The following is a 14,951-nucleotide window of genomic DNA, read 5'->3' on the forward strand; positions in this document are numbered from 1 at the left end:
CCCGCGTGGCGCTGGCAGGCGTGCGGATCAGAACGCGCTGGTGCCGTTCGGCGTGCCCAGCCCGGTCGGGCCGTCCCAGCCGGTCTTGGCGGTGCACCACGAAGCGCACGTGCCGTTGCTGCCCGACGTGACGTCGAACAGCCCGCTGGAGTTGGCGTAGGGCAGCGTGTTGGCGTAGCCCGCCGTGTTGCCGCTGAGCGCGTAGACCGAGGCGACGAGGGGCGACGAGAGGCTCGTGCCGCCGTACTGCGCCCACCCGGACTGCGACGAGCTCGACGGGGCGTAGACCGCGAGGCCGGTGTTGGGGTCTGCGACCGCGGAGACGTCCGCGATGGCCCGACCCGAGCAGCTCGTCATCGTGGAGGTCTGGCCGCTGGGGGCGGTGTTGAGGGTGGTGCAGCCGGAACCGGCCCCGCTCCACGCCGACTCCGACCAGCCGCGTGCGCTGGAGTCCTTGAACAGCGAGGTCCCGCCGACCGCGGTCACGTAGTGCGACGAGGCCGGGAAGCTGCCGCCCTGGTACCCGTTGTCACCGGTCGACGCGGTGACGGCGATGCCGGGGTGGTTGTAGTAGCTGCCATAACTGGCGTCGGACAGGTCGCCGCCGCCGTAGCTTGTTGGAGATCGCGGCGACGCCAGGCTGCTTCGCCGCGGTGGCGACGGCGGTGCCGAGGTCGACCAGGCTCGCCGAGGCCGCCTGGACGAGGACGATCTTGCAGCTGGGGCACGCGGCCGAGACGGCGTCGAGGTCGAGCGCCTGCTCCTGGGCCCACCCGTTGTTATAGCGAGGCAGCTTGGTCCCGCCGTTCTCGTCCATGATCTTCAGGCAGCCGTTGGCCGTGGTGCAGGCCGGCAGGCCCCACTGGGCGCGGTAGGTACCGAGGTCCTGCTCGGCCTTCGCGTAGCCGTAGGCATCGACGATGGCCACCGTCCGGCCCCCGGACGACAGCCCGGCGAGCTTGTAGGCGCTCTGGATGTCGGTAGGCGTCTTGCCCGAGATGGCCGCAGGCGTGACGCGTCGGCCCGACGGGCTGACCGCCTGTCCGGAGTCGTCCACGAGCTTGAGCGCACTGCACGCGGCGACGGTGGGCGAGCTGGGGACACTGCAGACCCGCGCGGCGTGGGCGCGGGCAGGGAGAGCCGTCGCGGAGGTGACCGTGGCGGTGGCGAGTCCGAGCGTTGCCGTGGCGGCAAGGGCGACGGACAGGATGGGGGTTCGCATCAAGGATCTCCTGTGGGATGGGGAGCCGGCCGGCGATATGTCGGTCTTTGCGGAGCCTCACCTCAGGGTGGGGCGAGGACAAGAGGTTTGGGTCGATTTGGCGCGGTCCGCGCCAACAATTGGCCAACGGCATACGCAGTGGTGACCAAAAGTCATGACATCTGTCATTGCCGTCGGCTGCCCGGGTATGCCGCGCGTCCGACGGGCGACGTCGACCGCCCGTCGGTGGTGGCCGGTTCGGTGCGTGGCCCGGCAGCGGCTACGATGAGGTTTTGGCCCGGTCGCGCCCTTCACCACCGGCGCGCGGGCCTTTCCCATTGCCCCACGATTCTGGAGTACTGCGCAGTGAAGAGTGCCGTCGAGACCCTCAACCCGACCCGGGTCAAGCTGACCGTCGAGGTCCCCTTCGAGGAGCTCAAGCCGAGCCTCGACGCGGCGTACGCGACCATCGGCTCCCAGATCCAGGTCCCCGGTTTCCGCAAGGGCAAGGTCCCCAGCCGGATCATCGACCAGCGGGTCGGCCGGGGCGCGGTGCTGCAGGAGGCCGTCAACGAGGCGCTCCCGCAGTTCTACGGCCAGGCCGTGGAGGAGAACAAGGTCCGCCCGATCGGCCAGCCCGAGGTCGACGTGACCGAGGTGCCCGCCAAGGACGGCGACGACCTCAAGTTCACCGTCGAGGTCGACGTGCGCCCCGAGGTGACCCTGCCCGACTACGCCGGGATCACCGTGGAGGTCGACGAGGCGAAGGCGTCCGAGGAGGACGTCCAGGAGCGCCTCACCTCGCTGCAGGAGCGGTTCGGCACCCTCAAGGGCGTCGAGCGCACCGTCGAGACCGGTGACTTCGTGTCGGTCGACCTCGACGCCAAGATCGGCGACGAGGAGATCGACGCCGTCAAGGGCGTCTCCTACGAGGTCGGTTCCGAGAACATGCTCGACGGCCTCGACGACGCGCTGGTCGGCATGGCTGCGGGCGACACCAAGACCTTCACCGCGCCGCTTGCCGGTGGTGACCGCGAGGGTGAGGACTCCGAGGTCACGGTCACCGTGCAGTCGGTCAAGGTGCGCGAGCTGCCGGCGCTTGACGACGACTTCGCCCAGCTGGCGTCCGAGTTCGACACCCTCGAGGAGCTCCGCGCCGACCTCACGAAGCAGGCCGAGCGCGCCAAGAAGTTCGAGCAGGGTGTGCAGGCTCGCGACAAGGTGCTCGAGCAGCTGCTCGAGACCGTCGAGATCCCGGTGCCGGACGGCATCGTCGAGGCCGAGGTCAACGCCCACCTCGAGGGCGAGGACCGCCTCGAGGACGCCGAGCACCGTGCCGAGGTCGACACCAACACGCGCAAGGCGCTGCGGGCACAGTTCCTGCTCGACGCGATCGCCGAGAAGGAAGAGGTCAAGGTCGAGCAGCCCGAGCTCATCGAGTACCTCGTGATGTCCGCCCAGCAGTACGGCATGGACCCCAACCAGTTCGCGCAGGCGATCGACCAGCAGGGCCAGATCCCCGCGATGGTCGCCGAGGTCGCGCGCCGCAAGGCGCTCGCCGCTGTGCTCGAGCGGGCCACCGTCGTCGACACCGCGGGCCAGGTCATCGACCTCAACGAGGTCACGGCCACGGACGTGGCGTCGCAGCTGTTCGAGGGCGACCACGAGGGTCACGACCACGAGGGCCACGACCATGAGGGTCACGACCACGCCTGACCACGCCTGACCACGCCTGACCCCTCGCCTCCGCGCGAGGCAACTGCAGGCAAACCGTATGCCGCGCACCCACCCCCCGGCTCTTGGGCGCGCGGCATACGGCGTTTGTACGACGCGCCGCGCGCCCCGGCTGGCGACGATGAGCCATGGACCTGGCCAACTTCCACAAGGTGCGCCTCGCGGTGCAGGACAACGCGCACCCCGCGGACGACTCCCACGCAGCGCGCGTGCAGCTCGCGCTCCACGACGCGCTCACCGCCAGCGGACTGTTCGACCAGGTCGAGCTCGGCCGTACGGACGACGTGGACCAGCTGGTCATCGGGTTGTGCCGCTGCGCGGAGAAGGTCCTGCCGTGGGAGGCCGGTCTGGGCGTCGAACGCCTGTGGCGCGCCGTCACGCAGACCTTGGCCTGGGAGTCGCACTCGCTCGGCTGCACCGAGAGCCTCATGGAGTTCGAGGGCGCCGTGACGGTCGACGCCAGCGGCCACTACGTCACGGTCCACCTGGTGGCCGAGCCCCCGCTGGGCTGGGTGCCATCCGAGACCGACGGCGCCGACGATGTCCGCGATGGCCACGATGCCGAGCATGCCGACCAGCCTGCCCAGCGGCCCCCGCTGCGCGTCGTCGCCGAGGTGCAGTCCTAGCGTCCCGCCGGGGGCGCGGTGGTCGTGCCGATCCGCAGGTCCGTGGCCTGCACCTGGTTGGCGGGTCGCTCCCCGTCGAGCAGCTGGCGCAAGAGCTCACCGAGCCGCCGCCCCTTGGCCAGCCCGTGCTGGTCGACGGTCGTCAGCGTGCCGGCGAACCACGGGAGCTCCACCCCGTCGAAGCCGGTGACGCTGAGGTCGCGGGGGACCGACAGCCCGAGGTCCTCGGCCGCCCGCACCACCCCCATCGCGAGCAGGTCGGACTGCGCGACGATGGCGGTCGGCCGCTCGCCGGCCGGACGGTCGAGCAGCTGACGGGCGGCCGCGGATCCCTGCTCGACGTCGGGCAGCGAGGTCTGGGCCAGGCCGCCGTGGTCCGGGAAGACCTCGAGGAAGCCCTCGGCGCGGTCGCGCGCGTCGACGAAGACCGATGACGCCAGGTCGGCCCGGCTCGCGGGGCCCGTCGCGCTGTCGGGCGCCAGGGGCATCATGAGATGGGCGACCCGGGTGTGCCCCAGGTCGCGCAGGTGTCGGCTCACGGCGGCGCTCGCGCCGCGGTTGTCGAGGGTGAGGTTCACGACCCTGGGGTCCGCGGGCGACCCGTCGCCGAGCATCGGTATGCCGCGGGCCGCCAGGTGGTCGACCGCCGGGTTGGTGTCCGGGCCGCACAACGAGAAGACCACGGCGTCCAGCGCCGTCGAGGACAGCTGGGTGATCGCCCGTTCCGGCTCGCCCGCAGGCTGGGCGATGAGCAGCATGCCGGCCGGGATCTCGTCGAGCACCTGCGACAGGCCGTCGAGCACGCTCACCGCGAACGGGTCGCGGAACGCGTGCAGCAACCTGCCCTCGACGACGACCCCCACCACGCCGGAGCGGCCGTGCCGCAGGGAGGACGCCAGGGGGTCCGGCCCGGCATACCCGAGGCGCGCGGCAGCCGCGTGCACCCGCTGGGCGGTCTCGACGGCCACCGGGCCCTTGCCGCTGAACGCGAGCGAGGCCGTCGACGTGGAGACGCCGGCCGCGTCGGCGACCTCGCGCAGGGTGGGGCGAGGTTGACGTGGGCCGGTCATGGAGGACACACTATCGAATCGATTCGATCGAAACGATTCGACTGACCTGAACCGCACCCCAGAGAGCTCCGCACGTGGCCCAGACCCTCACCCCAGCACCCGCTCGCGTGCTGGCCGCCCGCAACGCCGTCTTGATCATCTTCGCCCTCAGTGGCACGACGATCGCCTCGTTCGCCTCGCGCATCGCCGACAGCAAGGCGGCACTCGGCCTCACCGCGGGAGAGCTGGGGCTGACCCTGCTCGCTGCCTCCGCCGGCTCGCTGACGGCCCTGCCCTCCGCCGGCCGGATCGCCGACCGGATCGGGGCCGTCCGCACGATCCAGGTCGGCATGGCCGCCTCGTTCGCCGGGCTGGTCGTCGTGGGGGCGGCGGTGGACCTGGCGCAGTCACGGCTGCTCATGGCGGTCGGCCTGTTCTTCGTCGGCATGGGCGCCGGCGTCTGGGACGTCGCCATGAACCTCGAGGGGGCGGCGGTCGAGCGGCTGCTGGGCAAGACCGTCATGCCGCACTTCCACGCGGCGTTCTCCGGCGGCACGGTGCTCGCTGCGCTGGTCGGCGCGGGCATGTCGTGGGGGCGGGTGCCGTTGCTGGTGCACTTCGTGGTCGCCGTCGTCCTCTCCGCGTTCGTCGGGGTCTGGGCGCTGCGTGCGTTCCTGTCCCGCGAGGTCGAGGTGGTCACCCATGAGACCAACGACGGTGGCGCACGCCCGACTGCCCCTCGGTCGGCGTGGCTCGAGCCCCGCACGCTGCTGATCGGACTCGTCGTGCTCGCCGCCGCGTTCACCGAGGGCACCGCCAACGACTGGATCGCCGTCGGGTTCGTCGAGGGCCATCGCCTGCCGGCTTGGGCGGGAGTTCTGGCCTTCGCCTCGTTCCTGTCCTTCATGACCGTGGGGCGCCTCGGGGGCACGAGACTGCTCGACCGCTACGGCCGGGTCCCGGTCCTGCGGGCCACTTTTGCGCTCGCCGCAGCCGGCTCCCCTGCTGGTCATCTTCGGCAGTGCGCCCGTGGCGTACCTCGGCACCGCCATCTGGGGGATCGGGGCCTCGCTGGGCTTCCCCGTCGGCATGAGCGCCTCGGCGGACGACCCCGCGCGTGCCGCGGCCCGCATGTCGGTGGTCGCCACGATCGGCTACACCGCCTTCATCGCCGGCCCGCCGCTGCTCGGCTTCCTGGGCGACCACTTCACCGTGCTGCGTGCGCTCCTGGCGGTCACGGTCATGGTGGGCCTGGCCATGCTCGTCATCCCGGCCACCCGCGAACAACGTTCGCCCTGAGCGCGGTGCGCTCAGGGCGAACACGGCGGTATTCGGGGACTGTGGCCGCACACCTCCGCGTTAGGGTCACTGACAGGCACACCCCGATGACGAAGACGATGGAGAAGACATGGCGAGCAACCCTCAGACGGGTTCAGAGATCGTCGCTGCAGACGATCGGCCGCAGGGTGGTCTCGACGACCACATCTACAACCGTCTGCTCAAGGAGCGGATCATCTTCCTGGGCTCGGACGTCCGCGACGACAACGCGAACGCCATCTGCGCGCAGCTGCTGCTGCTCGCGGCCGAGGACCCGGGCAAGGACATCTGGCTGTACATCAACAGCCCCGGCGGGTCGATCTCCGCTGGCATGGCGATCTACGACACGATGAAGTGGATCCCCAACGACGTCGCCACGGTGGCGATGGGCATGGCGGCCTCGATGGGCCAGTTCCTGCTCTCGGCGGGCACCCACGGCAAGCGCTACGCCACGCCCCACGCCCGGGTGATGATGCACCAGCCGTCGGGCGGCATCGGCGGCACGGCCTCGGACATCAAGATCCAGGCCGAGCAGATGCTCTTCGTGAAGAAGCAGATGGCCGAGCTGATCGCCCAGCACACGGGTCAGCCGCTCGAGCAGATCGAGAAGGACTCCGACCGCGACCGCTGGTTCAGCGCCGAGGAGGCCAGGGACTACGGCTTCGTGGACCACGTGTTCAGCAGCGCTGCGCAGGCTGGCGGTCGCAGTGGCAACGACGACAACCCGGTCACCGGGGACAAGTGAGGGACCACCAGATGAACGCCAACATCAACCCCAGCATGCACGGCAGGCTGCAGGTGCCGCCGAGCCACAGCCCGAGCAGCCGGTACATCCTGCCGCAGTTCGAGGAGCGCACCTCCTACGGCATGAAGCGGCTCGACCCCTACACCAAGCTGTTCGAGGACCGCATCATCTTCCTCGGCGTCCAGATCGACGACGCGTCGGCCGACGACGTCATCGCCCAGCTGATCGTGCTGGAGTCCCAGGACCCCGATCGCGACATCCTCATGTACATCAACAGCCCCGGCGGTACGTTCACGGCGATGACGGCCATCTACGACACGATGCAGTACATCCGCCCCGACGTGCAGACCTTCGTGGTCGGCCAGGCCGCCTCGGCGGCTGCGGTGCTGCTGTCGGCCGGTGCCAAGGGCAAGCGGTTCGCCCTGCCCAACGCCCGCATCCTCATCCACCAGCCGGCGCTGGCCGGTGGCGACTACGGCCAGGCGTCCGACATCGAGATCCAGGCCAACGAGGTCCTGCGCATGCGCACGTGGCTGGAGGAGACCTGGGCAGAGCACTCGGGCCGCACCCCCGAGCAGGTCCGCAACGACATCGAGCGCGACAAGATCCTCTCGGCTGCCGAGGCCAAGGAGTACGGCCTCATCGACGAGGTCCTCGCCTCCCGCAAGGCTTCCAACGAGGTCTGATCCCGGGTCACCGCCGCACCCCCTTTGGTATGCCGCCCGCTCCCCGTGAGCGGGCGGCATACCGCCGTCCGGGCGGCGCGCGGCCGTGTCCGCCCTGAGCGGACATGGGCCAACTCGGCGCGACGCGGGCGATTCAATGGAGAGAATGGAAGGGTCCGGCCGGTACCGTCGGGCGGACGTGGTTTTCACACCCAAGGTTCGGAGGTCGGCGCGTGGCACGCATGGGAGAGAGCGGCGACCTGCTGAAGTGCTCGTTCTGTGGCAAGAGCCAGAAGCAGGTCAAGAAGCTCATCGCCGGCCCCGGCGTCTACATCTGCGACGAGTGCATCGACCTGTGCAACGAGATCATCGAGGAGGAGCTGGCCGAGTCCTCCGAGCTCGGGCTCGACGAGCTGCCCAAGCCGCGCGAGATCTTCGACTTCCTCGAGAACTACGTGGTCGGCCAGGATGCCGCCAAGCGGTCGTTGGCCGTGGCGGTCTACAACCACTACAAGCGCATCCAGGCTGGTGAGGCGGGCGCGAAGAAGGACGTCGAGTCGGTCGACATCGCCAAGTCCAACATCCTGCTGATCGGTCCCACCGGCTGCGGCAAGACCTACCTCGCGCAGACCCTGGCCCGCATGCTCAACGTGCCGTTCGCCATCGCCGACGCGACCGCGCTCACCGAGGCGGGGTACGTCGGCGAGGACGTCGAGAACATCCTGCTCAAGCTGATCCAGGCCGCCGACTACGACGTCAAGAAGGCCGAGACCGGCATCATCTACATCGACGAGGTCGACAAGATCGCCCGCAAGAGCGAGAACCCCTCGATCACCCGCGACGTCTCCGGTGAGGGCGTCCAGCAGGCCCTGCTCAAGATCCTCGAGGGCACCACGGCCAGCGTGCCGCCCCAGGGCGGGCGCAAGCACCCGCACCAGGAGTTCATCCAGATCGACACGACGAACGTGTTGTTCATCGTCGGTGGGGCGTTCGCCGGGCTGGAGAAGCTCATCGAGTCCCGCAGCGGCAAGAAGGGCCTGGGCTTCGGCTCCGAGCTGCACACGCCCAAGGACCTCGGGCAGTCCATCGGCGAGGTCATGCCCGAGGACCTCATGAAGTTCGGGCTGATTCCCGAGTTCATCGGTCGCCTGCCGGTCATCACCACGGTGAGCCCGCTCGACCGCGACTCCCTCGTCACCATCCTCACCGAGCCGCGCAACGCGCTCGTGAAGCAGTACAAGAAGATGTTCGACATCGACGGCGTGGAGCTGGAGTTCACCGACGAGGCGCTCGACGCCATCGCCGAGCAGGCTCTCGCCCGCGGCACGGGTGCACGTGGCCTGCGCGCGATCATGGAGGAGGTGCTCATGCCGGTGATGTTCGACGTCCCCAGCGACGACGGCATCTCCCGGGTCGTCGTCACCCGCGAGGTCGTCCTCGACAACGTCCTGCCGACGATCGTGCGGCGCGACGAGGAGCCCAAGCGGGCTCGCAAGCGCTCCGCCTGACCTGCGACGGTCGCCGGTCAGCTCCGCGGGTCGCGCGACACCAGCCACACCGACAGGGCCAGCAAGCCGACCCCGGCGATCGCGGCATACGTCAGGGGTAGCTGGCCCGCGACGTGCTGGAGGCCAGCCACGGCGGCCAGCGCCCAGAGGGGCACGACCAGCAGCGCCACCGTGAGCCCGCGCCGGGCCCACCGCGCCAGGGTGGCGGCGGGCACGGGCGCCGCGGCGGGCAGGGTGGCCGCCAGCGCGGCGGTGAGGTGCAGAGCCAGGCCCAGCCAGGCGCCGCCCAGCAGGGCCAGCCACCGCCCCATACCCCCAGGCAGGGGCACGACCACCATCCAGTGGAGCGCGTGACCGGCGAGCAGGACCGTGACGGCGTGCGAGCCGGGGCGGACCACGGCATACCCGGTGAGGCCCACCAGCACGGCGACCACCAGCCACACCGGCGAGGTGGCAGCCGCGACGGTCAGCCCCAGCAGGGCCAGCGACGCCAGCGCGAGTGCGGCCCGGACGAGCGCGTGCGAGCGGGCCATCAGCGGCTCACCACTCGCGGAGCCCGCGACCGGCGGCCGAGGTCGCGCAGCACCAGGTCGAGGGTGCCCGGTCCGGCCCAGGGCACGATGGGGACCCCGGCCTCGCGGGCGCGGAGCATCTCGCGTTCGCGCTCCATGAGGCGGATCCGCCACGCGAGCCCGGCGGCTTGGGGTCGGCCGGACCCCACCAGCTCGGCGAGTCGCTCGGGGGCGAGGGTGCGCGCGGCGAGCGACGGGGGAGGGTGTCGACCGCCACCACCGAGATGCCGCGGCGAGACAGTGACACGGCGTGTGCGAGGACCTCGGGCGAGATGGCGGGGGTCAGCACGACGGCCAGCGTCCCCGCCCCGACCGGGTGGCGCAGCTGCGAGCGCAGCCGCTTCTCGTCGCTCACCGTGCTGTCAGCCACCTGCACCCGCGCCAGGACGTCGAGCAGCCGCCTCAGGTGACCGCTCCCGGCGGCAGCGGTGACGCGCGGCAGGTCCCGCGCGCCCAGGACCAGCAGGCCGACCCGGTCACCCGTTCGCAGGTAGTGCTCGGCGAGCGCTCCGGCGGCGCGCACCGCGTTGTCGAGGCTGCTGCTGGCGCCGCCGATGCCCTCGCTGGCACCGAGGTCGTGGGTGGCGTCGAGGAGCAGCAGGATCTCGGTGTCCTGGTCGGCGTGCGTGGCGGTGACGTGCAGCTCGCCCGTGCGCACCGACACCGGCCAGTGCACCCGCCGCAGCCGGTCGCCGTACCGGAACGGGCGAATCTGCGCCAGCTCGCCGCCGTCACCGTGGTGCGCCGACCTGCTCCGACCGACGAGCCCGTCCGGCCTGGGGACGGGAACCCGCGCCGAGAACGTGTCCGGCAACGGCACCGTGGGCAGCGGTGCCGCCCGCACCAGCTCCGGCTCCCACGCGTACGCCCCGAACGCCCCCGTCAGGGCCACCGTGGCCGGACCCAGCGGCCGGTTCCCCCACCGCATGCTCTGGCACACCACGTCGACCCGCGTCGTCGGCGCCGCGCGGGTGAGGGCCACGCTCACCGCCCGGTATGCCGGGGTGTACCGGGTGTAGGGCGTGGCGAGCAGGTGGACGGCCAGCTCCTCCCGCGCCGGGGACGGGCTTGACGGTGGTCGTCCACGCGGTGGCCTGGCCCTCCCGGAGCACGGGGTGCCGTGGCCCGGCGTGGACGACGGGCACGACAGTCGGCCGGGTGACGGTCGCCCACAGGGCCACGATGAGCAGGGGCGCTCCGAGGACGAGCGCGTCGGGTCGTCGCAGGAGGACGGCAGCGCCCACCAGGACCAGACCCAGCAGCAGCGCCCGCACCTGGGCTCGGGTCACCCGCCACCGGGCGGCCAGTCGGGCTCCCGGTGGGGCGGTCTGGTCGTCCGGCGTCGTCACGGGCGTTCGAAGCCGGTCCGGCCGGTGTCGACCGCCCCAGGCGCGGCCACCGAGGTGAGGATGCTGTCGACGACGCTGGCCGCCGAGACATCGTTCATCCACAGCTCGGGGCGCACCGTCACCCGGTGGTCGAGGGCCGCGTGGGCGACGGCCTTGACGTCCTCGGGGGTGACGTAGTCGCGGCCGTGCACCACGGCATACGCGCGGGCGGTGAGGAGCAGCGCCAGCGAGCCGCGAGGGGAGGCACCCATGAGCAAGCTCTGATGACGCCGCGTCTCCGCGACGAGGCGCACGCAGTACTGACCGACGCTCTGGTCGACGGTCACGGTCTCCACGGCTCGCTGCATCTCCAGCAGTCCCGCCGCATCGGTCACGCGGTCGACCTCCTGCGCCTCCTGACCGCGGTCCATCCGGCGCTCGAGCACCTCCCACTCCTCCTGGGCGGTCGGGTAGCCGAAGCTGACCCGCAGCAGGAACCGGTCGAGCTGGGCCTCGGGCAGGGGGTAGGTGCCCTCGTACTCGACCGGGTTGGCGGTGGCGAGCACGTGGAAGGGCTTGGGCAGCACGAAGGTCTCACCCTCGACCGTCGCCTGCCCCTCCTGCATCGCCTCGAGCAGGGCCGACTGGGTCTTGGGCGGCGTGCGGTTGATCTCGTCGGCCAGGAGCAGCCCGGTGAACAGCGGTCCCTTGCGGAAGGTGAACTCGTGGTTGCGCTGGTCGTAGAGGAACGAGCCGGTGAGGTCGCTCGGCAGCAGGTCGGGGGTGAACTGGGCGCGGGCGAAGTCCAGCCCGAGGGCCTGGGCGAACGAGCGCGCCGCCAGGGTCTTGCCAAGCCCGGGGAAGTCCTCCATGAGCACGTGGCCACCGGCGAGCACACCGCAGAGCACGAGCTCGAGGCTGTGGCGCTTGCCCACGACGGCGCGCTCGACCTCGCCCAGGATCGCCGACGCGCGGTCGGTGACGAGGTCGAGGCTCAGGTTGGTCTGGGTCACTACAGCTCCTCCAGGGTGGTGATGAACGTCGCGAGCCGGTCGGCGGTCAGCCGGGTCGTCGCGGGATCGGTGAGGTATGCCGCCAGATCGGCACCGAGGGCCGCTCCGGCGCCGGGGTCGCCGAGAACCAGGCCGCGGCGGTCTCGCAGGCGTTCGCGGGCCAGGCCTGCGAGCGTCTCGTGCACGCGTCGGCCCGCCGTGTCGTCGCCGCCGACAGCGGCGTCGATGCGCTGGGCCAGGCCCGCGATCCGGGCATCGGCCCCGCGCGGCGTCCGCGGTTCGGCAGTCGGGTCGGACCACTCGGTGGCGTGCTGGTGCTGCCAGAGCGAGGCGGCGAGGACGGCGACGGCGGCGACCAGGCCCGCGCTGGCGAACAGGAGCCCCACGTCGTGGAGCGCGGGCACCGTCACCGCGACCGCGCCGACCGCGACGGCGACGGTCAGGGCCGCCATGACCTGCTGGCCGGGCGCCAGCCGTTGGAGCCGGGCGATCACCGGGCGCTCCGGACGTCGGCGCCGCGCGCGGCGCCCGCGCGGACGAGGTCCGTCTGCACCTGCTGCAGGGCGTCACGGGCGGCCGTGCGCAGATCCTCGCCGATCTCGTGCCGGGAGAACCGCGCCTCGCGGTAGAGGGCCGCCAGCCGGTCGAGCGGCTCGGCGGCGACGGCACAGCTGCGCAGCACCGCCGTGACCAGCTCGGCGGACGTGCGCGCCCGGTCGTCGTGCACGCCGGCCCTCTTCACGGCATCCTCCAGCGAGACCCAGGCGGCGACGACCGCGTTCGCGGGGGTGCCGTGGGCCAGCAGCTCCTCGCTCTCGCGCGTGAGGCCGAGCAGCACGTCCGGGAGCATCGCCGTGCCCACGTCGCTGCCGACGGCCTGCGCTCGACCGCCCCACCGGTTCGCGACAGCTCGGGCCACCGCCACGAGGACGGCCAGGGCGACCAGCACGAGGAGGACCTCCATCGCGCCATTGATGATGCTCACCAGCAGGGGATCGGACACCCGCGCCTCGACGGGCTGACCACCGAGGTTTCGGGTGCCCTTCACCGACCCCGCGCCGTAGACCTCGCCCGGAGCGCTGCTCGGGTGGCGGCTCAGGGCCTGTCGGGCGAAGATGCCGACCGGTCCGGCGGCGCAGACCCAGGCGGCGAGCAGCAGGACGATCGCAGACCCGGCCACCATCGACCGGCCGCTGGACCGAGGTGCTGCCCTTCCTCCCGTCACGGTCCACGACCCTATGCCGCGCCGGCCCCAGCCCGCTGCGGCTCCCGAGAAAACGGGCGAACTTCGTGACCCGCCCGCGATGATGGCGTGTCGATGAGTTCCGCGGCTGGGCCGAGTCTGTCCTGATCGGGCGGGGAGGTGCCTGCTCTGTGCCTACTCTTGGACCGAAGGAGGGCGCGATGACCGAGGTGGCTGAGTTCCCGGCGCTGACCGACACCTACCGCCGCGAGCTCACGGCGCACTGCTACCGCATGACCGGTTCGATCCACGACGCCGAGGACCTCGTCCAGGAGACCTACCTGAGGGCCTGGCGGGGTTATGCCGCGTTCGAGGGCCGTTCGTCGGTGCGCACCTGGCTCTACCGGATCGCCACCAACGTGTGCCTGACCTCGCTGGAGGGCAAGGCACGGCGCCCACTGCCCACCGGTCTCGGCGCGCCTGCCGCGGACCCGGGTGATGTCCTGGCGCAGTCGACCGAGGTCCCCTGGCTGGAGCCCGCCCCCGACCCCCTGGTCGCCGGCGCGACGTCCGACCCGGCGACCATCGTCGCCGAGCGAGACAGCATCCGGCTGGCCTTCGTCGCCGCACTGCAGCACCTGCCGGCCCGGCAGCGGGCGGTGCTGATCCTGCGCGACGTGCTGCGCTGGCGGGCCTCCGAGGTGGCGGCCGCCCTCGAGACCACCGAGCCGGCGGTCAACAGCGCCCTGCAACGGGCCCACGCCCAGCTGGCCAAGGCCGAGCTGACCCAGGACACCGTCGACACCGCCCTGGACCCAGAGCAGCAGGCGATGCTCGACCGCTACGTCCAGGCGTTCTGGGACAAGGACATCGACGCCATCGTCGGCATGCTCACCCATGACGCGGTCTGGGAGATGCCGCCCTACACCGGCTGGTACCGCGGCGCCGCGGACATCGGTCGCCTCATCGACACCCAGTGCCCGGGCGGGGTCCATGAGATGCCGATGGTGGCCACCGGGGCCAACGGCCAGCCGGCGTTCGGCCTCTACCTGCGCCAACCGGACGGCAGCTTCGCGCCGTTCCAGCTCCAGGTGCTCACGCTCGCCGGCGGCCGGGTCTGTCACGTCGCCGCGTTCTTCGAGCCGGCGCTGTTCGCCACCTTCGGCCTTCCCGTCGCGCTCCCGGCGGACCACCGCGTGCCTGCGTGAGGCCACCGGTGCCCTCCGTGCCGGACTGCGCGCCGCCGGGCGCGGTGGAGCTGCTCGAGCGGGCCGTCGCCTATGCCCAGTCAAACCTCCGGCTGGTCACCGCCGACGACCTCGAACGACCTACCCCATGCACCCGATGGCGGCTGGGTGAGCTGCTGTGGCACCTCGACGACTCGCTGGCCGCGATGGGTGAGGCCGCCCAGACGTCGAGCCTCACGCTCGTGCCGACCCTGGCGCCGGTGGCCGGCCTCGACTTGGTCGAGAGCATCGGCCAGCGCACCCGGGGCCTGCTCGGTCACTGGCACCCTCCACGCGGCGGGGGCGTCGCCATGGGACTGCGGCACCTTCCGCGCGAGGTCGTCGGCGCCGTGGGTGCGCTGGAGATCACCCTCCATGCGTGGGACGTCGGTCAGGCGCTCGGGTCGCGAAGGCCGATTCCCCCGGGGTTGGCCGCCGACCTCTGGCCGGTGGCTCGCCGGCACATCACCGCGGCCGACCGCCCACGCCGTTTCGCATCGGCCCTCACGGTGCAGGCGGGCGCCGGCCCGGCCGACCGCCTGCTGGCCCACGCCGGACGGCACGGTTGAGACCCGTCGCCCGGATCACACCCGTCCGTGCGGTCGACCGGTGGACGCTGGTCGGGCCAACGGACAGGATGGCTGCATGACGTACGGGTTCCGGCTGGCCAATGGCGACATCGGGCCCGTCCAGCAGAGCCCGGTGACCTGCGGTTCGGCCTGCCTCACCGTGGCGCGGATGCTCGTCAACCCCGCCTTCGCCCGGTGGATCACCCGGGGCGAGG

Annotated in this window: 16 protein-coding genes and 1 pseudogene; 9 read left to right on the forward strand and 8 right to left on the reverse strand. The window is 71.7% G+C overall.

The annotated features are described in order from the left end of the window. Nucleotides 1-27 precede the first annotated feature (27 nt). Nucleotides 28-486, reverse strand: a complete 459-nt coding sequence (locus tag GKE56_RS17125; RefSeq protein ID WP_230209125.1) for a hypothetical protein — start codon at nucleotides 484-486, stop codon at nucleotides 28-30. Nucleotides 487-529: 43 nt separating this feature from the next. Continuing rightward, a complete protein-coding gene (locus GKE56_RS17130; RefSeq protein ID WP_230209126.1) occupies nucleotides 530-1,222 on the reverse strand; it encodes a hypothetical protein in 693 nt (230 codons plus the stop codon). Nucleotides 1,223-1,567: 345 nt separating this feature from the next. On the opposite strand from GKE56_RS17130, the gene tig reads away from it, so the two are divergent. Continuing rightward, complete coding sequence (gene tig, locus GKE56_RS02150; RefSeq protein WP_154683153.1) at nucleotides 1,568-2,917, forward strand: trigger factor; 1,350 nt, start codon at nucleotides 1,568-1,570, stop codon at nucleotides 2,915-2,917. A 146-nt stretch (nucleotides 2,918-3,063) separates the two neighbouring features. Then, complete coding sequence (locus GKE56_RS02155) at nucleotides 3,064-3,561, forward strand: hypothetical protein (protein WP_154683154.1); 498 nt, start codon at nucleotides 3,064-3,066, stop codon at nucleotides 3,559-3,561. Here the strand turns inward: GKE56_RS02155 and GKE56_RS02160 are convergent. Then, nucleotides 3,558-4,631, reverse strand: a complete 1,074-nt coding sequence (locus GKE56_RS02160) for a LacI family DNA-binding transcriptional regulator (RefSeq protein WP_154683155.1) — start codon at nucleotides 4,629-4,631, stop codon at nucleotides 3,558-3,560. The two genes, GKE56_RS02155 and GKE56_RS02160, sit on opposite strands and share 4 nt — an antisense overlap. Before the next feature lie 107 nt (nucleotides 4,632-4,738). On the opposite strand from GKE56_RS02160, the pseudogene GKE56_RS02165 reads away from it, so the two are divergent. The 5 genes and pseudogenes from GKE56_RS02165 to clpX all read left to right on the forward strand — a co-directional run. Continuing rightward, nucleotides 4,739-5,551, forward strand: a pseudogene (locus GKE56_RS02165) (MFS transporter); the annotation flags it as partial. An 88-nt stretch (nucleotides 5,552-5,639) separates the two neighbouring features. Next, nucleotides 5,640-5,909 carry a hypothetical protein gene (locus GKE56_RS18050; protein ID WP_370518505.1) on the forward strand — a complete coding sequence of 90 codons (270 nt, stop codon included), beginning with the start codon at nucleotides 5,640-5,642 and terminating at the stop codon, nucleotides 5,907-5,909. Nucleotides 5,910-6,018: 109 nt separating this feature from the next. After that, nucleotides 6,019-6,672: an ATP-dependent Clp protease proteolytic subunit gene (locus GKE56_RS02170; protein ID WP_154683156.1), complete on the forward strand. Its 654-nt coding sequence runs from the start codon at nucleotides 6,019-6,021 to the stop codon at nucleotides 6,670-6,672. Between the two features lie 11 nt (nucleotides 6,673-6,683). Beyond that, entirely contained in the window at nucleotides 6,684-7,358 is a 675-nt protein-coding gene (locus tag GKE56_RS02175) for an ATP-dependent Clp protease proteolytic subunit (protein WP_154683157.1), read from the forward strand. Nucleotides 7,359-7,570: 212 nt separating this feature from the next. Further along, the gene (gene clpX, locus GKE56_RS02180) at nucleotides 7,571-8,845 is read left to right on the forward strand and encodes an ATP-dependent Clp protease ATP-binding subunit ClpX (RefSeq protein ID WP_154683158.1); all 1,275 of its coding nucleotides are present in this window, start codon (nucleotides 7,571-7,573) and stop codon (nucleotides 8,843-8,845) included. Between the two features lie 17 nt (nucleotides 8,846-8,862). On the opposite strand, the gene GKE56_RS02185 is transcribed toward clpX, so the two are convergent. The 5 genes from GKE56_RS02185 to GKE56_RS02205 all read right to left on the reverse strand — a co-directional run bounded on the left by GKE56_RS02185 (nucleotide 8,863) and on the right by GKE56_RS02205 (nucleotide 12,941). Continuing rightward, entirely contained in the window at nucleotides 8,863-9,378 is a 516-nt protein-coding gene (locus GKE56_RS02185) for a hypothetical protein (protein ID WP_154683159.1), read from the reverse strand. A gap of 7 nt (nucleotides 9,379-9,385) precedes the next feature. After that, on the reverse strand, nucleotides 9,386-10,405 hold the full coding sequence (locus tag GKE56_RS02190) for a DUF58 domain-containing protein (protein WP_154683160.1): 1,020 nt from the start codon (nucleotides 10,403-10,405) through the stop codon (nucleotides 9,386-9,388). 357 nt (nucleotides 10,406-10,762) lie between these two features. Then, complete coding sequence (locus GKE56_RS02195) at nucleotides 10,763-11,758, reverse strand: MoxR family ATPase (RefSeq protein ID WP_154683161.1); 996 nt, start codon at nucleotides 11,756-11,758, stop codon at nucleotides 10,763-10,765. Beyond that, a complete protein-coding gene (locus tag GKE56_RS02200; RefSeq protein WP_154683162.1) occupies nucleotides 11,758-12,252 on the reverse strand; it encodes a hypothetical protein in 495 nt (164 codons plus the stop codon). The genes GKE56_RS02195 and GKE56_RS02200 overlap by 1 nt, the downstream gene beginning before the upstream one ends. After that, nucleotides 12,249-12,941: a DUF4129 domain-containing protein gene (locus tag GKE56_RS02205; protein WP_154683163.1), complete on the reverse strand. Its 693-nt coding sequence runs from the start codon at nucleotides 12,939-12,941 to the stop codon at nucleotides 12,249-12,251. The genes GKE56_RS02200 and GKE56_RS02205 overlap by 4 nt, the downstream gene beginning before the upstream one ends. A 221-nt stretch (nucleotides 12,942-13,162) precedes the next feature. Between GKE56_RS02205 and GKE56_RS02210 the strand changes: the two genes are divergently transcribed. Further along, nucleotides 13,163-14,149, forward strand: coding sequence for a sigma-70 family RNA polymerase sigma factor (locus tag GKE56_RS02210; RefSeq protein ID WP_154683164.1), 987 nt, complete (start codon nucleotides 13,163-13,165; stop codon nucleotides 14,147-14,149). A gap of 8 nt (nucleotides 14,150-14,157) precedes the next feature. Further along, entirely contained in the window at nucleotides 14,158-14,736 is a 579-nt protein-coding gene (locus GKE56_RS02215) for a TIGR03086 family metal-binding protein (RefSeq protein WP_195908215.1), read from the forward strand. Nucleotides 14,737-14,951: the final 215 nt, after the last annotated feature.

The sequence above is a fragment of the Nostocoides sp. HKS02 genome (assembly GCF_009707485.1).
Lineage (GTDB): Bacteria > Actinomycetota > Actinomycetes > Actinomycetales > Dermatophilaceae > Pedococcus.

Bases quoted from the DNA above. Each gene is read 5' to 3' on its own strand.
- GKE56_RS17130 (WP_230209126.1), bottom strand. From the start codon at position 1,222: ATGCGAACCCCCATCCTGTCCGTCGCCCTTGCCGCCACGGCAACGCTC.
- GKE56_RS02210 (WP_154683164.1), top strand. From the start codon at position 13,163: ATGACCGAGGTGGCTGAGTTCCCGGCGCTGACCGACACCTACCGCCGC.
- GKE56_RS02155 (WP_154683154.1), top strand. From the start codon at position 3,064: ATGGACCTGGCCAACTTCCACAAGGTGCGCCTCGCGGTGCAGGACAAC.
- GKE56_RS02205 (WP_154683163.1), bottom strand. From the start codon at position 12,941: ATGGTGGCCGGGTCTGCGATCGTCCTGCTGCTCGCCGCCTGGGTCTGC.
- GKE56_RS02170 (WP_154683156.1), top strand. From the start codon at position 6,019: ATGGCGAGCAACCCTCAGACGGGTTCAGAGATCGTCGCTGCAGACGAT.
- GKE56_RS02160 (WP_154683155.1), bottom strand. From the start codon at position 4,631: ATGACCGGCCCACGTCAACCTCGCCCCACCCTGCGCGAGGTCGCCGAC.
- GKE56_RS02175 (WP_154683157.1), top strand. From the start codon at position 6,684: ATGAACGCCAACATCAACCCCAGCATGCACGGCAGGCTGCAGGTGCCG.
- GKE56_RS02185 (WP_154683159.1), bottom strand. From the start codon at position 9,378: ATGGCCCGCTCGCACGCGCTCGTCCGGGCCGCACTCGCGCTGGCGTCG.